At 42.7% G+C, this 22,792-nt stretch carries 15 protein-coding genes; 7 read left to right on the top strand and 8 right to left on the bottom strand.

Annotated elements, in window-relative coordinates:
- Positions 1 to 126: 126 nt before the first annotated feature.
- From ACQY1Y_RS14255 to ACQY1Y_RS14230, 6 genes are all read right to left on the bottom strand, one after another.
- Positions 127 to 4,329 (bottom strand): hypothetical protein, encoded by a 4,203-nt coding sequence (locus ACQY1Y_RS14255; RefSeq protein WP_430012997.1) that lies wholly within the window; start codon positions 4,327 to 4,329, stop codon positions 127 to 129.
- Between the two features lie 465 nt (positions 4,330 to 4,794).
- Complete coding sequence (locus ACQY1Y_RS14250) at positions 4,795 to 5,535, bottom strand: hypothetical protein (protein ID WP_430012996.1); 741 nt, start codon at positions 5,533 to 5,535, stop codon at positions 4,795 to 4,797.
- A 43-nt stretch (positions 5,536 to 5,578) separates the two neighbouring features.
- A complete protein-coding gene (locus tag ACQY1Y_RS14245; RefSeq protein ID WP_430012995.1) occupies positions 5,579 to 9,289 on the bottom strand; it encodes an FkbM family methyltransferase in 3,711 nt (1,236 codons plus the stop codon).
- Positions 9,290 to 9,337: 48 nt separating this feature from the next.
- Positions 9,338 to 13,102: a tetratricopeptide repeat protein gene (locus ACQY1Y_RS14240; RefSeq protein WP_430012994.1), complete on the bottom strand. Its 3,765-nt coding sequence runs from the start codon at positions 13,100 to 13,102 to the stop codon at positions 9,338 to 9,340.
- Positions 13,103 to 13,265: 163 nt separating this feature from the next.
- Positions 13,266 to 13,724, bottom strand: a complete 459-nt coding sequence (locus ACQY1Y_RS14235) for a hypothetical protein (RefSeq protein WP_130758221.1) — start codon at positions 13,722 to 13,724, stop codon at positions 13,266 to 13,268.
- A 506-nt stretch (positions 13,725 to 14,230) separates the two neighbouring features.
- Positions 14,231 to 14,689: a hypothetical protein gene (locus ACQY1Y_RS14230; protein WP_430012993.1), complete on the bottom strand. Its 459-nt coding sequence runs from the start codon at positions 14,687 to 14,689 to the stop codon at positions 14,231 to 14,233.
- A 409-nt stretch (positions 14,690 to 15,098) separates the two neighbouring features.
- Between ACQY1Y_RS14230 and ACQY1Y_RS14225 the strand changes: the two genes are divergently transcribed.
- From ACQY1Y_RS14225 to ACQY1Y_RS14205, 5 genes are all read left to right on the top strand, one after another.
- Entirely contained in the window at positions 15,099 to 15,959 is an 861-nt protein-coding gene (locus ACQY1Y_RS14225; RefSeq protein ID WP_430012992.1) for a formylglycine-generating enzyme family protein, read from the top strand.
- Positions 15,960 to 16,005: 46 nt separating this feature from the next.
- Positions 16,006 to 16,314, top strand: coding sequence for a nucleotidyltransferase family protein (locus ACQY1Y_RS14220; protein ID WP_002733690.1), 309 nt, complete (start codon positions 16,006 to 16,008; stop codon positions 16,312 to 16,314).
- Entirely contained in the window at positions 16,301 to 16,642 is a 342-nt protein-coding gene (locus ACQY1Y_RS14215; protein WP_002734383.1) for a HepT-like ribonuclease domain-containing protein, read from the top strand. Before ACQY1Y_RS14220 ends, ACQY1Y_RS14215 begins: the two co-directional genes overlap by 14 nt.
- A gap of 143 nt (positions 16,643 to 16,785) precedes the next feature.
- Positions 16,786 to 17,361 (top strand): Uma2 family endonuclease, encoded by a 576-nt coding sequence (locus ACQY1Y_RS14210; protein WP_430012991.1) that lies wholly within the window; start codon positions 16,786 to 16,788, stop codon positions 17,359 to 17,361.
- 49 nt (positions 17,362 to 17,410) lie between these two features.
- Entirely contained in the window at positions 17,411 to 18,307 is an 897-nt protein-coding gene (locus ACQY1Y_RS14205) for an AEC family transporter (protein WP_430012990.1), read from the top strand.
- A gap of 484 nt (positions 18,308 to 18,791) precedes the next feature.
- Here the strand turns inward: ACQY1Y_RS14205 and ACQY1Y_RS14200 are convergent, their stop codons facing one another.
- Both ACQY1Y_RS14200 and ACQY1Y_RS14195 read right to left on the bottom strand, forming a co-directional pair.
- Positions 18,792 to 20,066, bottom strand: a complete 1,275-nt coding sequence (locus tag ACQY1Y_RS14200; protein ID WP_316577086.1) for an O-antigen ligase family protein — start codon at positions 20,064 to 20,066, stop codon at positions 18,792 to 18,794.
- Positions 20,067 to 20,420: 354 nt separating this feature from the next.
- Entirely contained in the window at positions 20,421 to 21,248 is an 828-nt protein-coding gene (locus ACQY1Y_RS14195; RefSeq protein ID WP_287700561.1) for a YaaW family protein, read from the bottom strand.
- 97 nt (positions 21,249 to 21,345) lie between these two features.
- Here ACQY1Y_RS14195 and ACQY1Y_RS14190 point away from each other — a divergent pair, with 97 nt between their 5' ends.
- Both ACQY1Y_RS14190 and ACQY1Y_RS14185 read left to right on the top strand, forming a co-directional pair.
- Positions 21,346 to 22,290 carry an NAD(P)/FAD-dependent oxidoreductase gene (locus tag ACQY1Y_RS14190; RefSeq protein WP_430012989.1) on the top strand — a complete coding sequence of 315 codons (945 nt, stop codon included), beginning with the start codon at positions 21,346 to 21,348 and terminating at the stop codon, positions 22,288 to 22,290.
- Positions 22,291 to 22,387: 97 nt separating this feature from the next.
- Entirely contained in the window at positions 22,388 to 22,642 is a 255-nt protein-coding gene (locus ACQY1Y_RS14185; RefSeq protein ID WP_069474630.1) for a DUF7219 family protein, read from the top strand.
- The last annotated feature ends 150 nt before the right edge of the window (positions 22,643 to 22,792 follow it).

Genomic DNA, 22,792 nt, shown 5'->3' with positions numbered 1-22,792 from the left:
CTTCAAAACCTTGCGTCTTCATCGGCCCGCGTCCCGTAGGGGCGAAGCATTCGGGCAATAACCTATCGGTGAAACCGGAGATTTTCTATCCGAATGCTTCGCCCGTACTTTTTCAGCAGACCCTAATTAGAACTTAAAGTTTATGCTAGATTGAATTCGACCCCTAAAACCAGAATCACTATGACCCAGATAAGCTTCTATGGAGAGCAAAGATGAAGGATTATTGTATTTGATTACCAAGCCATAGTTAGGATCTTCAAATTGGTTATCAAAACCCCGAGTAGCGACGGAATAGTTACTATAATAAAATCCTAGTCTCGTACTACCAAGTTTTTGATCTTTAATAATGGGATAAGTTGCCTCAACAGAATAAAAAACTTTATCGCCAAACGAAATAGGAAAAATGATATTTAATCCTGAAGACTCGGAAAAATTAAGAGAACTAAAATAGGAAATATTCCCAAGACTAGACCTGGGAGCTGCCGCATTTAATTCTTGAGGGCTGAAGCTAAAGTTACTAAACCAAGTCAGATTCCAATTTTGTCTCACGAACTGAAAAACATTACCAAAATTGGCACTGGAAATATTCAAACGATTAGGACTACTATTCCAACTAAAATTGACAAATGGCGAATTACTAATAATTGTCTCCCATTGTTTGTTCTTATTATACCAAATGTTATTAAAATTCCACCTTAAGTTAATACTGGAAAATATTCCAACTGTTTTTTCCTGGAGATCGGAAATATTTTCATCAATTTGAGGAGAAGATTGAGGATATAAATTTGTCCAAGCTCCCAGGGATAAACTATAGCTGAAACCCTTGCTTGTACCGGAGAGTATAAACTCCAAAGCGGGTAAATACAAATAACCGATGTAGGACGTATCTTCAAATTCTCTTTGACGAAATCGACTAATTTCTATTCTGCCAAATTCTATGTCGGCGGCTTTCCCAGGACCGACAATCGGAAGAGCAGTAAAAGCTTCGGATTGTACTGCCAATTGTTGCTCGAACAATACATCTCCCTGGCTATTTTGAACTTTTGTAAAAGCAAAACTTGTACGATTCAAAGGTTCTATATTCGTAAATTCAATGGGGACATTAACACCAGTATAGGCTAAGGGTCCAAAATCATTGGGAGATATTACAGAAAAGAATAGAGGACTTTCCGGAGTCCATTCACCAATTTCTCGACTAAAAAATTGAACCGACCTTTGATAAGTACCAGTACGCAATTGAAAAAGCAGAGAACTATTGGGAGTAACATGATCTGTGATTGTATAACTACCAGATACTTGATTTAATTGACTAACAAGGTTTGCATTCTGAAGACTATTATTTAATCTTAGGTTCATTGCTCTTCTATCAGCCGAGGTGGATTGAGTAGAAAAAGACTCGGGAGCTTGATTCTCTTCATACTTTTGTCTGGCTGTGGTTAGAGCGCCATTAATATCATTCGGGTTGAGTAAGTAAAATAGCCCCCCCAAAGCTAAACCCAAAGTAGCATTCACCATTTGTCTCTCATCTACATCACTCAAAAAGGGAGATACGGTTAGGGAAACGCCAGGATTAGCAAAGACATTTGTATAACTTAATTCAACTTTTTCAGGGTGATATTTTAGAAGAGTTCGATTCTGGGAATAATTGAAAATATAACGATACCAATTATGAGTTTCTGGCTCAAAAGAACGAGTCGTAATTTCGGGCGCTCGTTGACCGCCACTATACCAGATAAGAGAATTCAGGTAATGAAAATCTCGCTGCTCTTGAGTTAAAAAAGGATTGCTCATCAAAGCGACAATATCATTATTCTGCAATTGTGAACTATCAAGATTTAAGGCACTAGCATAAATTCGAGACAATTGATCCTCAAATCCTTTGTCAAATTGTAAGGTTTTTACCCCGGGTAAGGAACTGAAAGACTGATTGAAGTTAAACCCCGCCGTTGTGAAAAAATCTCCTACTGTAACCCCGATTTTGGCTAAATTTTCTAGGGGAATTCTTTGGCCAATTTGCAATCTGACTTTATTGTCTAATAAACCTTGAAAGTTAATAGTAGGAAACCCTTGTAAAAATTTGGGAGCATTTTCTGCATCTAAGTTACCGAAATAAGAACCTCCCCCCTGTTCGGTAAAAGTTGAAGCTTTACGAGTGTCATCCAAACTAACAACCTCAATCTCTCCGTTAATATTAAAAACTACTTGAGGAACACCTGGCACACCTTGAGGAGAAACAACCTCAACAGCACCGCTAGTAATATTTAAGTTGTTATTATCTTTTTCAAAACCCCTAGCACTTTCAAATGCTTGAGGTAGGGCAAAGACTGTCTGAACTCCGAAAAATGGGATCGTGGAAATTGCCGTCTGTCGAGATTTTTGAGTAATAACGTTTCCCTGATAATTGATGTTGCCATGAAAGCCATTTGTTTCAATCACGACATTGTTATCATAAAGCCAATAAAATTGCTGATTATTTGGATAGTAAGAAAAATTAAAGTTTTTAAGTACAGGATCATTAAAATCTTTAAAATTTAATTGATTACCCAGGGAATATTGATCTAAATCAAAAGTAAGATTAACATAAAAATTAAGAATAGTTGGCCTATATTCGTAGGGGTTTATTGTAAGTAAGTCATTGGTATTAACAATAAAAGGATAGCGTACCGCAACACTTTCCAGAAAACTCTTGACGGCAATATCTTTAATTTTCAATTGTTCCTCAGTTAACGGGGATTGACTGGGAACTTCTTCCTCTGGTTTAATAATTTCTGGAACTGGAGGAACTGGAACAGTGGGTACATCTTTGGGAATAAAAAAATCTGAGGTTCCAGTTTGTGCTAAATTTAGTTGGCTAATTTCTTTGTATGTAACTATACCAAAAACAGGTGCGTTAATGATATTTTGATTTAATTCTAAGTCATTCAATATATCAATTATTGCCGGCGTAGCAGGAATAGTAAAGGGAGCTAACTGAGTATCTGCCGATAAAAATTCTTGAGCGGGAATCTGAGCTATCGACCTATCGCCGGAAGAATCAATCTCCAGTTTGATGGTGGTGGTGGGAATTTCCCAGGTATCAATTATTGCCGGCGTAGCAGGAATAGTAAAGGGAGCTAACTGAGTATCTGCCGATAAAAATTCTTGAGCGGGAATCTGAGCTATCGACCTATCGCCGGAAGAATCAATCTCCAGTTTGATGGTGGTGGTGGGAATTTCCCAGGTATCAATTATTGCCGGCGTAGCAGGAATAGTAAAGGGAGCTAAACGAGTATTTGGTAAGAAAAATTCTTGAGCGGGAATCTGAGTAATGACCTTCGGTGAGGAAGAACTAATAGTTACAGTTGCAGCCGACTCTTGATCCGTTTCGGCCCGACGGTGATATTGCCCCTGGGTGAGGAACTGACGCAAATCTGAGTCATCCTCCACTGACGGTTGATCAGATAGATTCAGAGACCCGGTTGAAGCAGAATTTGGAGAATGGGGCAGAGACTGATCCAGGGTTTGACTGTCCAACGGCATTAAATCTGACGCTTTTCCCGAGAGATTCTCCCCAGAAAAAGCTTGAGTTATCAATACCGACTCCGTGGAGGGCTGCTCGGAGCGTTTAGAGAGACTCTCTGAAAGGTTCGGGGAGGAGGAACCAGTAGTTACAGTCATAGCCGACTCTTGATCCGTTTTGGACTGACGGTGATATTGCCCCTGGGTGAGGAACTGACGCAAATCTGAGTCATCCTCCACTGACGGTTGATCGGACGGATTCAGAGACCGGGTTGAAGGGGAATTTGGAGAATGGGGCAGAGACTGATCCAGGGTTTGACTGTCCACTGGCATTAAATCTGACGCTTTTCCCGAGAGATTCTCCCCGGAAAAAGCTTGAGTTATCAATACCGACTCCGTGGAGGGCTGCTCGGAGCGTTTAGAGAGACTCTCTGAAAGGTTCGGGGAGGAGGAGCCAATAGTTACAATCACAGCCGACTCTTGATCCGTTTCAGCCCGACGGTGATATTGTCCCCGGGTCAGGAACTCAAATAAATCTGACTCATCTTTGGCTGACGCTTGATCAGACAGATTCAGAGACCCAGCTGACGCAGAAGAAACGGTTTTTTCTGTTTCAGCGACTTGAATGGTCTCTTGACGAGATTGGGTTTCTCGGTTCGCCGATGCTTCCGCAATCGTAAGAGACACGCCCTTAACATCGAGGATTTGTTCGGACGATCGATCGAGTAAGATTTGCCCCGAATCAGAAGTCAGAGCCTGATTTTGGGCAGAACACAAAGAAGGATAAAACCATTGCAACAGTTTAGCTTCTATGGCTTGCCAGTTAACCAATGGGAGCGGGTCAAATTTGTCAAACAAACGATCGCTTGATTGGTAGCGATGATCAACATACAGTATAATTGAACTAAAGCGTTTGACCTGCCCGTTAACCAATAACGATTCATGAGCATCATAAAACAACAAAATGAAGGGGGTTGAGCTAATAGCTAAACCCGACAAAATCACAAAAACAAAGAGGTGATTCGGAGACTCATTCGATCGCCTTGTCATCGAGATTCAGAAAGATAAATATTTTAGGCACTCCATACCGGATAAGCAATACGGCTCACCACTACTACCAAATCATCATCGAAAATGTTATCTAGAAGAGGGCGTGTGTTTTATGCCCCTACATAAAACGGATTTGCTCCACATTTGTGGGCGCAAAGAACCTGCGCCCAAAATGTAATACACTAGAACGTTTCCGCCCGTGATATTGCGAAAGCCATTGGGCTTACTTACTTATCACCGGTCATCCTAGTCTAAAACCGGAGGCGTGAAATTAACAGTTAAAGTTGATGACTGAATTGTAAATGGGTTGGAAGGATTGCTGAATGAATTGTTAAAACTAGAAGTTATCCCCGTCGCTTTTTGACTAGATGGAAAAACTACATTAACTGTAGATACCGTGACAAGCTGATCATTGACTGCTGTTGGTTGTGGAATAGTAATACTTGTGCTGCCAACTCCGGTCGTTTCGTTTGTCACTCCATTATTGTTAATAACAGAAAGAAAACTAGGTTCTGTATTACCTTGGTTTCCCGTGACGGAAAAAGTAAGGGGTTTTAACTCAGGAACAGCAGTAGGAACACCCTTATCATCAAATGTGACATTTACTGTCGGAATTACCGGAGTGGGAGAATTGATTAGGGAAGTAGATGGGATATTATTTGTTGTTGTTACGTTTACCGTCGGAATGATCGGTTGAGATCTGAGGCTGGTAGCAGGAATATTATTTGTTGTTGTTACGTTTACCGTCGGAATGATCGGTTGAGATCTGAGACTGGTGGCAGGAATATTATTTGTTGTTGTTACGTTTACCGTCGGAATTGCTACATTTGGGGTTATTACGGGAATAACAGGAGTAGCAAGACCTGGAATAGAAATTCGGGGAATTGACTGGGCAATTACCCGATGATTAACGAGAAAAATTTGTGAAACAATAACTAAGACAGTTAGTGCTGATTCTTTGGAGTTGAGTCTGCTGAGAGTTTTCATTTTGTTAGCCTCATTTTTAATTGTTGACAAGGGAATCACGCTGTCACTTGTTTGGATTGTAAACAGCAATTAAATTTAACTGACTGTTGAGCTGGTTGGCATCGGTGACAGGAACTAACTCCTGGATATAGGGGCGGTAACTGTAAACCTGATAACCCTTTGCTTGGATGTATTGCATTATAGCACCATTGCTACCGTGGGCTCCAGCAATATTTTCATAGATAATATTGGGCTTAAATTCTGTCAATAAACGTTCTGCTCCCTGTAGAACTTTTATTTCATGTCCCTCGGCATCTATTTTTAACCAGTCAACCCTCGTCAGGTTTTCTGTTTCAATTAAACTATCAAGGGTTAAACATTGAATAGTTACAGTATTAGCCAAATCATAATTAGGGGAATTATCGCTGATAACTTCATTTAACTCACTGGCATTATGGAGAGATAGTTTCGCCGAACCACAATGATCACTGGCCGCCGCTTCGTAAATTTTAACCCAAGGGAGTTGATTGATACGGCTTGTTTCTTGTAAGCAGTTGACACAAGCTTTAAATGGTTCGATAGCGATGACTTTCCCTGTTTCTCCCACCCTTTGAGCAGCACTAAAGGTATAAACTCCCACATTTGCCCCCACATCAATAACGGTCATATCAGGACGGATTTGGGTACGCCATAATTCCATTTCCGCTTCAAACCAATCTCCTTGGGCGAGTAAAACAGCAGTGGTAATACTTTTTAAGTTAGCTTCCACTGTCAGAATGAGATTATCATAGGGAACATAAGTAAAAGGATTTTCCGGTCTGGCTTGGGTCCAAATCCACTCTCCCACATCGGGAGAGTTGGGGTTAAAATGAGTGACCCCTTGCTGAAGCCAATATTCTGCCGCTTTTGCTTCCGGTAAGTTACGATAAGCCAAATAAAGAGCTTGTATTGAGGGTGCGTAATTGGGATTAATCTGATGGGCTTTGAGCAGGTAAAAAATACCATCCCATTTTTGCCCACAAAAACGAGCAATTCCCAGTTGTAACTGTACGATGGGAGATGTTGCAAGGGATTGAGAGATTAATTGTAGGGTATCTTGCCCAGAAGCGTTGTAAAAGTAGGGTTGAGATAGATTAAGAACTTCGGCACATAAAAATAATATTTGCTCGTAGCAGTTTTCGGCTGCTAGAATTTTCTCTAAATATTCAGCTTTGTTTAATAAAGTACGGGCGGTGGAAGGTAAATAGACAAGTCCTTTGTTTGAAGCGGTTTTCCTAAAAGCCGGATCAAGAATACCGACAAAAACAGAATAAGCTAAAACATAGGCTTTGCTGTAATCGCCTATTAGACTATAAATCAGCGCTAAATGGACGGCGGCTAAGGGATGGGCTTTTCCCTGCTCCAAAACCGCTATCGCATTGTTTAATAGTTGTTTGCGAAAGGCAATATCTTGTGTCTCTTCTGCCTCAATAAGCATAATAACTGCTACATTGTTCCATTCTCTGAGCGTAGTGGGTTGATTCCAGTTAGTATTATCAGCAAAAGCTAAAAGTTGATCACACGCTTCTGAGGTCATTTGAGGGCAATTTTTCTGCACATATTGACTGTAATAATTGAGGGGACTTTGCGTCTCTGTTTGAGAGCGCATTGCGCTTATTTGTTGATCACCAGACTCTAATGGTTGTATTTTTTCCTGTTCTAGTTTTTTCCACATCTGTTGATAAGCATTTTCTAAGGCTAGAGTTAAACCTTCTACATCTCCTAGTTGAGATTTTTGAAAACGCTCTCTTAAGCTAGTTCGTAATTGAGCGATCGCCTCTAGATCCTGGGCAAAAGTAATGGCTTTGTTAACGTACTCTTCGGGACTATGAGCGATCCAATCCTCTAAGCCGATCGCCTGTAGGAGACTATTTCCCATCCGTTGAATTTTACGATCGCCAGCAAGGGTTAAAACCGGAACCCCCATCCACAAAGCATCGCAAGTGGTAGTACAACCATTGTAAGGAAAAGTATCAAGGTGAATATCGATACGATGATACAAGGCGAAATAATCCTCAGCCAATGTCGGTGAGTCAATTAATTCAACTTGTTCGAGATTCAAGCCCTGTTCTTGCAGGAATAATTCAACACTTTGTTTTTCTTCGGTATCGTCTAAATTATGATAGTGGCTTTTGAGGATGAGACGGGACTGGGGTAATGCCTGAAGGATTTTTGCCCAGAGGGATAAAAGGAAAGGATTAAGTTTAGAAAAATTGTTCAAACAACCAAAAGTAATATATTCTGAACTTAAAGCGGGCAGGGGATTGACTTCTAGGGCTTCCGGGGAAGGTTGATAAGCCACATAGCATCTGGGGAGTCGCCAAATCGTCTCGCTGGTTTTTTCTTCCGTATCTACGGGGTGTAAATGATGATCGGTAATCCAATAATCGATGGTAGGGATACCTGTCGTGGCAAAATAGCCCAAGTAGGAAGCTTGAATAGGGGCAGGTTTGCTAAAAAAGATCGGCAAGCGATTATCGTCTGTATGACCCGCTAGATCAATTAGGATGTCAATCTGATCCTGTTTAATTTGCTCGATTATTTCAGCATCGGTAAGTCCGAGGGTCGATCGCCAATGATCGCAAGAAGCTTTAATTTCTTCCGTTATTTCATCAACTTTTTTGATTTCCCCATAACAATAAATCTCAAATTTTTGATGATCGTGATGTTTAATAATTGGGGCAATAAACTTGCCCACGGGATGACGTTTAAAGTCAGGGGACACATAACCAATTTTGAGTTTGTGTTGGGCAGCAGACCCTTGGTTAGGGATATTTGATTGGGGGATAGTCAATTCTGCAATATTATTACTTGTATTTCCCCTGAGGATCGATAGGCCAATATTAATTACTTCTGTGAAATTATATTGAGGATTAGAACCATAATTGACGGTGAGATATTCCAGTAATTCTAAAGCATAATCAGGAAAGTACAATATGTCCGCGATACAAGCCTGTTTTAATAGTTTTTCCGGGGATACAGAGCTAGGTTGACTAAGTAAATCTTGAAAGTAAAAGGCATCAGACCACAACAGTTGTCCCGAAAGATACTGAGGAATACCCGCTTTAATCTCAACAGGAAAAGATTTTTTGGAAATACAATGTAATCCTTTAAAACCTTGAAGAAAAAAACCTTGCTGCCGTAAATGATTATCTACGTCAGCAAAAAGCGGTTGATTTTTATAGATAGGGGCAAATTCAACTTCGGTTTGAATAGCCAAGGTGCTGTTTTTGATGATCTGTTGCGCCCCTTGAAAAATGTTTAATTCTGCCCCTTGTACATCTACTTGCAGAAAATCAATGGTATCAATTAATTCACTAGCACAAAAACTATCCAGAGTGGTTGTTTCTATTTCTGATACATAATCTAGGGTAAGAAATTCGGGGAGAAAATTGGGAAAACGAGATACATAGCTGTGATTTGGTTCATAAAGAGAACTACACATTTTCTCTTTAGTAACGTATAGTTGGGATTTGCCTTGAGTGTTACTAAGGGCGATGGGAATATGTTTTTCTTGATGCCTGATATTTCTTTCCTTTAAATTCTGATTCATGCGCTTACATTCATCAGCATCGGCCTCAAATCCATAGATAGTTAAGTTAGGGGCAAAAATTCCCCACGATTGACTACTATAATCATCGGCCCCGGATAATTTTCGAGAACCTATCTGGGCGATGGTAATATGAATGTTATCTAAAAAATGTTGAGCTTTTAGCGTTTGTAAGAAGATAGTCATGGTAGTAAATTTAATGATTATAGAAACAACTGTAACTATTGACAATATTTAAGTTTGGATTTTGTTCCGATACCAACGAGAAGAAGCATCGTAAATTTCCTCGGAACTAACTTCTTTAATACCACTCAGCGCAAAAAGAAGTGCTGTATGGGCTAATTTATTTGCGGGATCACAGCGGAGGGACTGACGAAAACAATCAACCGCTTTCTTCTCATCAGGTTGACAGCTATAAACCACTCCCAGATTGTAATAGGCCATCGCATAGTCGGGATCTAACTCGATCGCTTTTTCAAAACAACTTTTTGCCTTGGTTAACAATTTTTGCTGCTTATAACTGATTCCTAAGTGTAAATAGGCGATCGCATCTTGGGGTTTGGCTTGAATAATTTTTTGGAAGCAACTGACTGCTTTATCAAACTTTTCCTGTTCGTAGAGAACGACTCCCAAGTTATAGCGCAATTCTAAGTTATGGGGTTGCAGCAGTAAGGCACAACGGTAGTATTTTTCAGCCTTGGCATAGTTTTCTTGGCGATCATACAGTTGCGCCAGGGATTTATAAACCTCCACATTAGTGGAATCTAACTGTACACTATGGGAATAACAAGCGATGGCTTTTTCTGTCTCTTCTAACTGTTCATAAACCAAGCCGAGATTATAAAAAGCGGTGGGATAATCAGGTTGAGATTCAATCGCTTGTTGATAATAACTAATCGCCTGCTGTAATTGTCCTTGTTGTGCGGCTAAAAAGCCCAGATTATGATAGGACTTGGCATAGGTGGCATCTACTTTTATCGCTTGCAGATAGAAGTTTTTGGCTGACTCCAATTCTCCCGTAAGGGTTTTTTCCCTTCCAAGTTGGTGATAATATGCCGCACTGTTCTCCTCTGGGACTACGGGAAGGGGAGGAGAATTAACCTTATTTTGTTCCTCTAAATAAATTTGCCACATTTGTCGATAAGCCTCCTCCATCGCCGCTGCCATTCCCTCGGCATCTAACAATTCCGATTGAGCTAGGCGATCGCGCATCGTGGCTCGTAAATTGGCTAAATAGACAGTATCTTGAGCAAATTGTACCGCCTTCTGCACATAATCTTCGGGAGTATCCGCAATCCACTCGTCTAAACCCACTGCTTTTAAGAGGGTGACACTCAAACGCTCCATATTACGTCCCCCGGCTAAAGTCAGGGTGGGAACTCCCATCCACAGGGCCTCGCAGGTGGTAGTACACCCCCCATAGGGAAACGGATCAAGATGAATGTCCACATTATTGTAGGACGAAAAATGTGCTTGATCGCCTAATAATGCCCCTTGAATAAACAGTCGATCAGCACTGATTCCCCGTTGGGTAAAGTCATTGATGATGTTCTCTTGAACCCTAGGATCAACCCCCGCCTGATTAATTGCTTTTAGGAAAAGACGGGAGTTAGGAACGGCTTTCAGTATTTGGCACCAAACATCAAGGGTTTCAGGGGTTAATTTTCTGGTGTTGTTCAAAGAACCGAAGGTAATTAAACCCGTTTTTTGACAAGGTAGGGGGGAAACCGCTGGGGTGTCGAGATAGTTGTTATAGGTTAGATAACAACGGGGTAAACGCCAAATTGTCTCACTGGTTAATTCGGGAGTATCTAAAGGATGTAAGGCCTCATCGGTAATCCAATAATCAATGGTGGGTAAACCCGTGGTGGCAAAATAACCTAAATAGGTCGCCTGAATGGGGGCGGGTTTTATTCCCAGTACCTTGAGGCGATTCCCCGTCGTGTGACCGGCTAAATCTACCAAAATATCGATTTGATCTGCTTGGATTAACGCCGCTACTTCTAGATCCGATAAACCCACAGTACAGCGCCAGTGATCGCAGGTCGCTTGGATTTTTTCAGTAATCTGATCTCCTTTTTCCACTTCGGCGTAGGCAAATATTTCAAATTGATCGTGATGATGATTTTCTAGTAAAGGTTTAATAAAAAAACTACAGGAGTGACGACGAAAATCAGGAGAAATATAGCCGATACGCAAGCGGTGATCGGGGTCTGGTTGTCTCCAGTGGCGTTTGAGGGTAGGAAGGCCCTGTTTAACAACGTGGTAGATATACCAGAGATAGGAACTATCGAGAATCTCCTGGGGAGAAACAATCGTCAATGCGCCAAAACACCACAACAAAAATGAGTGGTTAATAGAATCATGCGGCTCTAATTGCATGATTTTATGACTATAATCGACCGCATTGGCTATTTTGCCGAGTTTTTCAGCACAGGAGGCTAAACTTTTCAGGGCCGAAAGATTGTCACTGTCTATGGTTAAGACTTTTTGATAATAGGCGATCGCCTCGTGAATATAACCAATTTTTTCTAAAACCATGCCACAATTTTGTAGCGCGGGAATGTAATTAGGGTCAAGGGTTAAGACTTGGCGATAATAGGCGATCGCCTCGGGTAGTTTGTCCTGTTGTTGAAAGATGAGAGCCAGATTAAATAAGGGTTCAATGGCCGAAGGTTCAAACTCCAACGCCATCTCATAACAGTTTTGCGCTTGAAGGAATTTTCCCCGTCGCTCCCATTGATTACCCGTATTAATTAAATAGGCAACAAAATCTGGCAATAACTCCCATTCTTTCGCTGTTAAAAGACTTTTTGCTTTTGCCGATTCTCCTTGATCTTGCCAAAATTTAGCCAATTGAAACTTGATACTAGGATGATTGGGGTCAAGATTTAAAACCTGAGTCAAGCATTCGCCTATTTCCAGGGTGATTGCTTGCTTTTTCTCGTCTTCGAGGTTTTCTCTCTGGTTAATTAATTGCTGTTTGAGATTTAAGCCTAAACGATAGTAGGCTTTAGCGTATTGAGGATTCAACCTAATCCCTTGACGATAATAGTCGATGGCCGATTGCCATTGTTGTTGTTTTTCATTGACAACCCCCAAATTGTAATAGGATTGGTAACGCTCAGGCTCTAACTCGATCGCCTTGAGATACCAAGACTGAGCCAAAGCAAAATGACCCTGCTGGGTGAATTGATTGCCCAGATAGTGGGCGATTTCCGCACCTTGATTTTCTAAACCGCAATCGGCAAAGGAATCGATCAAAGAATTTTTTATTGCTTGATAAACTAGCTCCCGCTGCTCGGGTAATATTTTCCAAACGTCTTTTTGTAGGGTTGCTAATAAATCCAGCCAAGTTGGCCAATTTATTTCTTTAACCAAATTTAAAAATATTTCCCTGAAGGTTTCGCCGGTTTCATCTCCGCCGAATAGCAGCAAGGGTTTAAAGAGACAGTGGATTAATAACTGCTCTTCCTTGGTGAAATATTCCTGCCAAGGCGCAGACTCGGTTGGAAAATCTAATAAATTCTCGATCGGATAATCTTGGCTATTAAACCTTAACCCAACGGACTGGGCTAGAGCCTCTATCTGCCCTAGGGGTGTTTGCCTGATGTCCTTTTCTTTTAACCAAATAACTCGATGGGCTAAGGGCAGCCAAATATGGGGCTGACATTGCAACTGTTTGGCCACGGCTTGGGTAACGGTCTCTTGACTACCCGTGATGGCGTTGCCCAAGGACTGACGCGGATCCGCGTGGCTATAGACCACTAACGCCCCCTCCCGTTGAATCTCCTGAAGGGCATCTTGCCCCAACACCTCAAACTGCAATAAAAGGGGGATAGCTTCTCCCTGCCGTAACCTTAAATAACGGTCAAGAGACACCGCATCTGGAAATACCCCCGCCTGAAAATCGAGGCCCGATTGAGTGTACAGTTCACCCAATACTCGGTAACTCCAAGCGGTTTGATAGTAGGGAATACGATTACAGAATATGATCATTACAACGACTGCATCCGCAGAGCTAGAAAGATTCAGGTTATTGGCACCACTCAGAAGACGTTTGGGGAGTGACATCAGTAAAAAATTCTCCCCCTACCCTTCGGCTTTGCCCAGGGTAACAATTCCCTCACTGAAGCGCCGACTTTAAAAAGGGGACTTGTTGCTAATCTAAGACGGAAGTAACAGCAGTCCAAGCCCGGACGATACCAGACACATCCCCAAATGGACCCTTGCCAGAAGCTGCCGATATAGCGGCGGCAGTGGCACGCTCAACTGAACCCTGACCTGCGTTTGACCCGTTAACGGCACTAAGCGTTGCAGACTCAATAGCAACAACAGTTTGAGCATTAATATTCTGGGTAGCGTAACTCACTGTTACCGTAACCGTACCAGTAAATACATAGTCAGCAGCAGGCAAAACCTGCTCAACGGCAAAGCTATTGGTGGCTGCAGTGTTGCCATCGGTGAGAATGCTAGTGGTGGCACCGGACACTCGGGATTGGGATGCTGTACCGATAAATTGGGCTTGGGCGCTTTCGCCAACGGACAATACACCCGCAGCGGCAAGACCACCGGCTAGAATAGCTCCTCTGGCGATTCCTTGGTAATTAGAGGCCTTCATTGTTTGTCTCCTTTGTTAAGGGGCCAATGATTTTGAGGTCATGAGGCAGACTATTGCTCAGTTCGTCGTCTCGATAAGCTGTTGACTATCTCAATTACTCGTTAAGATTGCGGGGGAGCGGGCTTCGTCCGTGAGCTTAACCGAAAGGGAGCGGGGAGAGGCAGTTTGAGCATTTGTACCAAAATTTCCGATAGCGCAGTTTAAATTCAGTACAGCTTACCCGCGTTTTCTTGGTATGGATCGTTACAGACTCGACCGTCATCAGCTATAGATAACTGCGGTTGGCCACTGTCAAGGTTTACCACCCAGAACTCTTGGCTCTGTCAATCACCTATTGGACTTATCCCTTGCGATTGATCGATTAAAAAGAGGCCACCCAGGGCAATCCTGGGGGGCAACTGCACCACTTTTCTACTAGCGAAAAAAAACAGCAAGAGTTAATTCGGGTAGTATGTGGCTACAAAGTGGTATTTTTCACCCGGGTTGAGACGGGTTGCCCACTTCAACTAATCTAAGACGGAAGTACCAGCAGTCCAAGCCCGGACGATACCGGACACATCCCCAAACTGACCCGCACCAGAAGCTGTCGATATAGCATTGGCAGTGGCACGCTCAACTGAACCCTGACCTGCGTTTGACCCGTTAGCCGCACTAAGCTGTCCTGAAGTAATAGCAACAACAGTTTGAGCATTAATATTCTGGGTAGCGTAACTCACTGTTACCGTAACCGCACCAGTAAATACATAGTCAGCAGCAGGCACTACTTGCTCAACGGCAAAGCTATTGGTAGCCGCGGCGTTGCCATCGGTGAGAATGCTAGTGACGGCGGCGGACACTCGGGATTGGGATGCTGTACCGATAAATTGGGCTTGGGCGCTTTCGCCAACGGACAATACACCAGCTGCGGCGAGACCACCAGCTAGAATAGCGGCTTTGGCGATTTCTTGGTAGTTAGAAGCTTTCATCGTTTGTTTCCTTCCTTAGAGGGGTTATATGGTTCTGAGGTCATGAGGCGGCTTATGAACTGTTTGGTCGTCTCAATGCCCTCGTTTTTTTTGGTATGGATTGTTACAGAATCCAACCTCTTTTAGTATATATCGCTAGGAGGCTCTACTGTCAAGATCGACTACACAAAACTTTAGTTTTGTAAATGATCTATTGGACGTATCTTTTGTGATCGATGAATTAGAGGCAACTTGGGGCAATTCCGTGCCTAGTTATCCATTTTTCTAATTTTCTAGTAAGGAAAAAAACAGCAAGAGTTAATTCGGGTAATCGATCGAAGTCTTGTTATTCTTATAACTGGTAGGTTTCGAGATTTTTCTAGGCTCGCAGCTTAACCCGATCGACTGATAACTGATAGAGGGGTGCAGAATGGGAGAATGGTTGGATTTTATCGATGAAGTGGTCACTGTTAATGGCAAAGGTGAGAAAATTAAACGGGAAAAAGTCACTAATCGAGGTTATAAATATTTTTTAAGCAAAAAAACCTTTTTAGAAATGATTTTTATCCCTAGCGGTCAATACCTCATCGGTGCGCCCAAAAGCGAGTTAGGCTGGAAATTGAGTCAAAGTCCCCAATCTCTGGTTAATATTCAGGCTTTTTGTCTAAGTCGCTACCCAATCACCCAACGACAATGGCGCGAGGTGGCAAAATTAGAAGCAGTAAATATTGAACTTAATCCCTATCCGGCCCATTTTGAAGGTTATGATCGCCCCGTAGAACAAATTAACTGGTGGGAAGCGGTGGAATTTTGCGATCGCCTATCCCGTCTCACCGGACTGAATTATCGTTTACCCGCAGAAAAAGAATGGGAATACGCTTGTCGGGGAGGTACATCCACCCCCTTCCACTTCGGCCCGACAATTTCCACGGATTTAGCCAACTATTCCGGGGTGGACTGGGATTATGGCGGCAAAGTGTGCAGTTCTGGTCGTTATGGGGAAGGTTCCCTAGGCTGCGATCGCAGGGAAACCACACCGGTGGGAATGTTTGCCGTCGCTAACCCTTTCGGACTCTACGATTTGCACGGAAATGTCAGGGAATGGTGTGCAGATTACTGGCGCGATAACTACGAAGCAGCCACAATAGAAGATAGGGACAGACGAGTTTTACGCGGGGGTTCCTGGAATGATGGCCCTAACAAATGTCGCTCGGCCTACCGAGTCAAATTTATGGCTACTGCTGGACTCTATGATATTGGTTTTCGTGTGGTTAGCGATAATTCTCCTTAAATCTGAAAACCGATCACTGATTACTGGTGACAGGGAGGTGAAAAAATTGAAAATAGAACTACCCCAGCAAATAATCAGCGAATTTTGTCAGAAATGGCAGATATCTGAAATGTGTTTATTCGGATCGGTTTTGCGGGAAGATTTTCGTCCAGATAGCGATATTGATATACTGGTCAGTTTCCAAGATAGTGTTTCTTGGGGACTTCTGGAGTTTTCGAGGATGAAACGGGAATTAGAGAATTTATTGGGACGGAAAGTTGATTTGCTAACGAAAAAATCGATCGAGCAGAGTCATAATTGGATTCGTCAACGAGAGATTTTAGGGACAGCGCAAGTGATTTATGTGGCGGGATAAGGCTTTTTTACTAGATATTGTCCGAGCAGGTCAATTAGCTCAACAATTTGCCGAGCAACTGGATCGGGAACTACTAGAATCGGATTTACGCACCCAATCCGCAATTCTCTATCAAATTACTATTATGGGAGAAGCTACCAAGCGCCTATCCCCTGGATTTCGTAAACAACATCCAGAAATTCCTTGGGACGACATCGCCGGTATGCGAGATATTATCGCCCATCAATATGATCGGATCGATCTTGATATCGTCTGGCAGGTTATTCGACGCAATATTCCTGAACTATTGAACTTGTTAATACCTTTATTGCCCACACAAGATACTTGATTAGTGATATCTTTGATAAGGTTCGGTAAAATGAAAGAGAAATACTAACTTTAAATCAGACTTCTGGTCAAATTTTAAAAATGTACCGCTCCTCGATCGAGAGTTAGAATTGATTTTAGAGACAATAAAGGTGATTTAACCAAATGATTGCTAACTTTGACCATAACTATCTTTCCCCAGAAGATTATTTAGCAACGGAGAGAATAGCCAAGGATAAACACGAATACATTCGCGGTCAAACCTACGCCATGGCTGGTGCAAGTAAAGCCCATGGTATGATTATTATCAACTTAGCCACACTTTTAAAAAACCGGCTGCGGGGTAGTGGTTGTCTTGTCTATGCCACAGATATGAAAGTTCGTCTAGAAATAGCTAATAGTTATTTTTATCCCGATCTTGTGGTCACTTGCGACTCGCGAGATAATCAGTCTTTCTCGGAAGATTTTATCCGTTATCCGCGCTTGATTGTAGAAGTATTATCCCCCACTACGGCTGCCTTTGACCAGGGCGATAAATTTGCCGACTATCGTTCCCTTGAAACTTTAGAAGAATACGTTCTTATCAGTCAAGAACGCATCAGTGTGGATTGTTTTCGTCGCAATGATGAAGGATTCTGGGTTCTTTATCCCTACAGCAAAGGAGCAGATATTTATCTAGCTAGTATCGATTTTCACTGTGCGATCGCATCTTTATATGAAGATATAACAGAAATCCGTTAAAAAATCAGATCAGTTTTTTTCTATGTACTATTTACTTTTTACTTGATTAATGCTTGTCATCCTCTCCGCTATTATTCCAGTGGGTTTTATTATCCTCATCGGTGTGATAGCAGGAAAAGTTCTCACTGTTGAAGTGCATTCCCTTTCCCAAATCACGGTGTATATTCTTGCTCCCGCTTTGGTGATTGATGGACTCTATCGCACCACTTTATCCGGCAGCAATATCGGTTTAATTCTCCTAGGCTTTGCTCTTATCTCACTGGTAATGGCGATTGTCGTCGAAATTATGGCCTATTGTCTCAGTCTCGATGCCGATACCCGCAAAAGCCTCATGGCTGCCGCTGTGATGCCCAATAACGGTAATATGGGTTTACCGGTGGCTAGTTTTGCCCTGGGTGCGGCCGGACTGGAAAGAGCGATAATCTATATGATTGGCTCTAGTATTCTTTTATTTGGTATTAGTCCCGCTTATTTGCGAGGAAAAAGCTTTCTTTCAGGATTTCGCCTAGTTTTTCGCTTGCCCTTAATCTGGTCAATTTTTATCGGCATTAGCTTTCAAACTTTCTCTTTTCATCTTCCCCTGCAATTAGATAAAAGTATTAGCTATCTAGGAGAAGCGGCAATTCCTTTGGCTTTAATTATCCTAGGTATCCAATTATCTCAGCAAAAATTAGCGATCGGTAAATTAGAATTATTAGGGGCCGGTTTGCGTCTTTTAGTCGCGCCTCTTTTGGCATTTGCGATCGGCAATAGTTTAGGATTAACTGGTATGGATCTAAAAATTCTTATCCTACAGAGTGCCATGCCCACCGCCGTTAATACTGTCATTTTAGTCACAGAATTCGGTGGTTCGGCCGCTTTGATGGCCCGCACAGTTGTGGTCACTACCCTTGCTAGTTTTCTGACTATTCCTTTCTTTCTTTGGTTATTAAAAGTCTATTTATAGCAGTTATCTTAATGGTGAGGTGCGAAGTTTTCGTTTTGGGGAGCCAGTATTCAGTTATCAGTATTCAGGGGGTGCATCTCATTTTGGTAAATCTACTAATTTGGGATTTTTAAGGGGAAACTTTCTCCTAAAATTGGGCATTACTTTCGGTTTTATCACTCAATCCAAGCTTTTGGGGGGTTCTACCCCCCAAACCCCCCGCGCATTAGGTTAACTGTGAGATGCTTACACGCGATTGTTAATATTTTTGTACTAATTTAAGAGTCACTGATAATTGCTGATTGTTGGTATTTCTGCAAGTGTGGGATGCACCCTTATTCAGGAGATTATTTTATTTATTCTCCCCTCTCCCCAATTCCCCAATTCCCCAATTCCCCACTTCCCCACTTCCCCACTTCCCCACTTCCCCACTTCCCCACTTCCCCACTTCCCACACCCCACACCCCACACCCTACACCCCACACCCTACACCCCACTTCTCACTTCATAATTCATAATTTAACCTTTGACTGACACCAGCAATGGCAGCCAAGAGAAGCCAAACAATAGTATTAATCTTGACATCGGAGAGGGTGACATCGACGAGATTAAATAAAACGCAAGCACCAAAGGCCACCAGATAGGTAAAGATAATTAACTCCCCCCCGGCTTTTTGTTGCCGTAGAAAGATAAATAAACGCACCCCTTGGGCATAAATCCAACCCACCCAAACAGACAACAAAATTAAGCCGATAATTCCCGTTTCTGCCATTAACATCAAATATAAATTATGGGGATGACCTAACCATAATCCCTGACTTTTTTCGTAGAGAGGTGTAAAACTGCGTAATCCCCAACCGAATAGGGGTCTTTCTTGGGTCATTTCTAGAGTAAAACGCCATTGAGTTGATCTGAGAGTAGCTAGAGGGCGATTGGGGAACATTTCATCGGATAATCGCGCCCAAATCGCCCTAGGAACCCAAAAACGCAGACTATCCCTGAAAGGATTTGGTCCCCAAGAAGCAAGGGAAATCATCCCTCCCAAGAGGACAAAACCAGCGACTAAGGCATTCCAACCCAGATAAAGGGCAAAAATTAGGCAACCTAAAAAGGCTAAGGCCCAAGCATTGCGAGAATTGCTTAAAAATAGCCCTACACTGTCGATAAATATGGTTAAAGTTAAAAACCCGACTTTGAGATTTAAAAGGTTATTTCTTTGTCTGTGCCACTGCCGCCAAGTTAGAATTAATAAACCGATCGCTAAAATCACAGTTATGAGTAAATAAGCCCCCAGAAGATTAGCATACATAAAAACCGAAGACATCCGCCCCAAAGGTTCGCCCCCCGCTCCGTAGGGCCAGGTAAAAATCCCTTTTAATGCTTCCGGTTTTTGCCAACCGAGAAAAATTTGTCCCCATCCCATCACCACTACCCAAACCGACGGAATAACCATCACCCAAGCTAGTTGACGCAATTGAGAGGGTTTTTTAATTAATTGCCGAATATTGCTAAAAAAGAAGAAAAAAGGCAGAAAATTTCCTAAACCAATCCAAGCATCCCCCGGAGTTGGGGAAAGACTGGCACTAATCATTAACCAAAGAGTGACGATACCGAGACCTTGATTGAGACGTGACTGGATAATTGCCCGAAAATTGCCAGTAAAAACCCTTATTAAGACGATAATAATGCCGATACCCGCCAACTCCGGCAGGACCATGGCAATAAAAACTGAAAAAAGTATTAAATTCCACTCCCACCCTTGACAAAAAATCTTTTTCATCGGAAATTTTGGGTCTGAAACCCCGCCGTTCTAGGTTAGCTTTACGTTAGAATTAAAAGGCCAGTCTCGAAAACCAAGTGGACGGCGCAGCACCTTGAAAACTCGGCTTAGGGGGTTCCGACCAGAAAAGCTTGGCCGGGTAAAAAGTCGCGCGCAACAAGTACAAGAAGCTATAGGCGGTCAACGTACCGTGGGACACACGGAATCGGGCTTCTGAAATGGGGCGAAAGTCTGTGGACTCTGTGTAAGACAGTACATGGTTTTTTAACTGTGGTATGCGACGGTGGTGGAAGCAGAAACTTAAATCGTGAGGTTTAGGAATCGCCGCACTTTTAGGGCGGCGAGGATGTCAAGCTAGGCAGGTTGCCAACAATCCTCACGAGTCAGACGAATTTGGGCAAGAGCAAAAATAGTCGGGATAATCCGGCCGTAATCAGTGGCGATCGCCTTCCAACCGAGATCAGCAATAAACCAACCCCATAGAGCCGGTCCTACCAAACTTAACACGGTTCTGACGGCTCCGTAGCGGGCTGCCGCTCTAGTCATGCCCTGTTTAGCCGTTTGTAGGGCGATTTGATTAACAATTGCCCCACCCTGGACTAGGGCAGTTTTTGCCCCTTGATAGCGGGCAAAATGGAGAGCGAACTGCCCAGCGATATGTTTGAGCAGAATCGGTTTCAGGATAGAATTAACGGCGATGACGCTGCCGCCTTTGAGGACTATATCGAGGGGATTGTGTTGTAGGTGAACGGGTAAGGGTTGGGGAGTGTGGGAATCCGCGAGTGCTTTTTGAATTTGAATCGAGAGGGATTTTTGTTCCGATGGGGGGAGACGTTTCCAAGCTTTGTTAACGAGGTGAAGATAGATTTCCGCTTCAATTTCCGTTGTCGGCATTTTTTGGGAGTAGGGAACCTTGAGGAAATGACAGACACGGACGAGAATTTGACGATAACTAACTTTTTCGGTTTGACCTTTTAATACTGTCACACCGTCGGCAGCCAAATAACGAAAACGATCCTCGACGCTATCTAACCAACTATCCCAATCTTGACTTTGAACGGCGATTGCGTCCGGCGCTCGTAGATAATCGAGAGGGTTAAAACGACGGCAAAAGAGGATGTTAGTGATTTGCTGTAGTTCCTCCTCGGTGGCTAACTCCAAAGCTGTGCGTAGTTCGTCCAATGTGGTTTCTCCTCCTCAGCCCCAATAATCAACTTAGTTTCGCTAGTGCTGATTAATACTAATATTAACTCAAGGGTTGACGGGGTTAGGAAGGCTAGTGACAAATTTTTCGATTAAGGTTGGGATCATTGGTGCGGGTTTAGCCGGGTTAACCTGCGCTCGTCAGTTGTGCGATCGAGGTTATACTGTTAAGCTATTTGATAAGTCTAGAGGCATTGGTGGTCGTTTAGCCACGCGACGGGTTAATCGAGCTAATCAAGAGATGGCTGTGGATCATGGCTTGCCTTTTTTGACTATTCAGGGGGAAAAAACGGCGGCTTTAATTGATAATCTACTGAGAGAGAATATAGTTACTTCTTGGTTTGATTCTAGCTATGTTGCTCCTTCTGGCATGAATAGCGTGGCGAAATTTTTAGCTCAAGGGTTAGAAATTGACCGAGATTTTCTGGTTACTCGTCTGGAAAATCGTCAAGGAAAATGGGTTTTAAACAATAACGGTCAAATTCGGGGGGAGTTTTCGGCGATTGTCCTGGCTATTCCCGCCCCGCAAGCAGCGTTATTGTTAGAAAACTCTCATATAACTACTATGCCAGAATTGCGATCAATCGTTTACGATCCCTGTTTAACGGTAATGGCGGGTTATGGCGATTCTTTACCCGCAGTTGCTCCCTCCACCGATATCGCTTGGTTAGGACTTGATAGCAGTAAACGGCAATCATCCCCTGATTATGTCTTTGTTGTGCATAGTAGTGCCGATTTTGCGGTTAAATATCTCGATAGCGAGGATTTAGAAGCAGTTAAGCTAGATTTGCTCTCTCGTGCTTCTTTGCCTCTCCCGGATTGGTCTCAGCTGCACCGTTGGCGTTATGCTTTAGTCCGTCAGGGTTTAGCTGTACCCTGTTTAAGTGTTAATAGTCCTTTACCTCTAGTTGCCTGTGGTGATTGGTGTCAAGGGGGAGATTTATCGAGAAATTCTTCCCTAGAAACGGCCTTAACTTCTGGGATAGCGGCGGCTAATCAAGTTCAGCAGCTACTCTCTTAAGAATCTAGGGACAGGTTTAAATTCTTAGGTTAAGGTTGGGTTAACAAAAGGTTAAACATATAATAATGTAGGTATCCTATACTGGGGGTCGGTAACAATGGAAAAATTCAATTCTAAAGATAACTTTCTCTACCCTAAAACCAGCTACAGGGGTTTATTCACGCCACAAAATTTAGTTTTTAACGCTAATTTGCAGGAATTCGCCCTGAGAGTCTCTTTTATCGCTGGTTTACACAGTGGGGGAAAGCTTACCTCCACGGAAGCTTACGAGAAAATTAACCAGCTTTGGCAAAAGTTGAATACCAGTCAAAAATTCCTGTTAGCTAATCATTTTGAGGATGACGGAGATTGAGAGAAGGGGGTTTTTCAGTGACCAGTAAACAGCATCTAGACTGCCACAGTAACAAAAGTGGGTCAAGTAGTTCTTAGTTATGTCAGAGCTTTCTGACCATAGCTGGCTTTCATCTTCTAGATAAAAATGTTATCAAAAGACAAAAGCGGG

Source organism: Microcystis ichthyoblabe FBCC-A1114, assembly GCF_050500245.1.
In the GTDB taxonomy this organism is placed as follows: Bacteria; Cyanobacteriota; Cyanobacteriia; order Cyanobacteriales; family Microcystaceae; genus Microcystis; species Microcystis ichthyoblabe_A.
The sequence above is the reverse complement of the archived record's forward strand: the minus strand, read 5'-3'. Positions and strand labels throughout refer to the sequence as shown.

Coding starts and splice junctions, on each gene's coding strand:
- ACQY1Y_RS14250 (WP_430012996.1), bottom strand. CDS start 5,535: ATGAAAACTCTCAGCAGACTCAACTCCAAAGAATCAGCACTAACTGTC.
- ACQY1Y_RS14245 (WP_430012995.1), bottom strand. CDS start 9,289: ATGACTATCTTCTTACAAACGCTAAAAGCTCAACATTTTTTAGATAAC.
- ACQY1Y_RS14240 (WP_430012994.1), bottom strand. CDS start 13,102: ATGATCATATTCTGTAATCGTATTCCCTACTATCAAACCGCTTGGAGT.
- ACQY1Y_RS14235 (WP_130758221.1), bottom strand. CDS start 13,724: ATGAAGGCCTCTAATTACCAAGGAATCGCCAGAGGAGCTATTCTAGCC.
- ACQY1Y_RS14230 (WP_430012993.1), bottom strand. CDS start 14,689: ATGAAAGCTTCTAACTACCAAGAAATCGCCAAAGCCGCTATTCTAGCT.
- ACQY1Y_RS14225 (WP_430012992.1), top strand. CDS start 15,099: ATGGGAGAATGGTTGGATTTTATCGATGAAGTGGTCACTGTTAATGGC.
- ACQY1Y_RS14215 (WP_002734383.1), top strand. CDS start 16,301: ATGTGGCGGGATAAGGCTTTTTTACTAGATATTGTCCGAGCAGGTCAA.
- ACQY1Y_RS14210 (WP_430012991.1), top strand. CDS start 16,786: ATGATTGCTAACTTTGACCATAACTATCTTTCCCCAGAAGATTATTTA.
- ACQY1Y_RS14205 (WP_430012990.1), top strand. CDS start 17,411: ATGCTTGTCATCCTCTCCGCTATTATTCCAGTGGGTTTTATTATCCTC.
- ACQY1Y_RS14200 (WP_316577086.1), bottom strand. CDS start 20,066: ATGAAAAAGATTTTTTGTCAAGGGTGGGAGTGGAATTTAATACTTTTT.
- ACQY1Y_RS14185 (WP_069474630.1), top strand. CDS start 22,388: ATGGAAAAATTCAATTCTAAAGATAACTTTCTCTACCCTAAAACCAGC.